This window comes from Megasphaera sp. ASD88, from assembly GCF_002287425.1.
GTDB lineage: Bacteria > Bacillota > Negativicutes > Veillonellales > Megasphaeraceae > Megasphaera > Megasphaera stantonii.
Genome location: NZ_NQXW01000061.1, coordinates 1 through 682, shown reverse-complemented (window position 1 = coordinate 682; position 682 = coordinate 1). Strand labels below are relative to the sequence as shown.

The 682-nt window shown below is 50.7% G+C and carries 2 tRNA genes and 1 rRNA gene; all 3 read right to left on the bottom strand.

Features of this window, described 5'->3' with window-relative positions:
- Nucleotides 1–197: 197 nt before the first annotated feature.
- Nucleotides 198–273: transfer RNA gene (locus tag CJ260_RS12490), tRNA-Ala, on the bottom strand.
- A 111-nt stretch (nucleotides 274–384) separates the two neighbouring features.
- A tRNA-Ile gene (locus CJ260_RS12485) sits at nucleotides 385–461 on the bottom strand.
- 118 nt (nucleotides 462–579) lie between these two features.
- A 16S ribosomal RNA gene (locus CJ260_RS12480) occupies nucleotides 580–682 on the bottom strand; the annotation flags it as partial.

The window sequence follows — 682 nt, the reverse complement described above, 5'->3', positions numbered from 1 at the left end:
TTTCGCAGCTTATCGCGTCCTTCATCGGCTGATATGGCCAAGGCATCCGCCGTACGCCCTTACTTGCTTGACTTTATGTCTTCACCGTTTTTCAGAGTTTCTTCGGTTCGTTAAGTCTTTCTCTTTTCTTCAAAAAAGAGGTTTGTTCGTTTCGTTTTATGCAGTTGTCAAGGTACGGGTCTTTCGTAATAAAATTGTGGTGGAGATGAGGAGAATCGAACTCCTGACCCCCTGCTTGCAAGGCAGGTGCTCTCCCAGCTGAGCTACACCCCCACACTCGTTGCGCCGGCTTCCCACCAGACGGGCAGGCATGTCATTGCAACATATGACGGCTCCTCGATTGTCCGTACTCTGCCTTTGCATTTCGGGTGTATCGACTTGCCCTGGTGGGCCTAGGTGGACTTGAACCACCGACCTCACGCTTATCAGGCGTGCGCTCTAACCAGCTGAGCTATAGGCCCATGGGATATTTTTTTAAGAGGTTCATGGCCTCTCAAAACTGAACAATGTGTACGTACTCCAGAATGCCGACCTAAAGATTTGTAACGTCTTCCGCAGAATCCGTTACTTCTTCCCTAGAAAGGAGGTGATCCAGCCGCACCTTCCGATACGGCTACCTTGTTACGACTTCACCCCAATCATCGCCCCCACCTTCGACGGCTGGCTCCTTAAGGTTACCTCA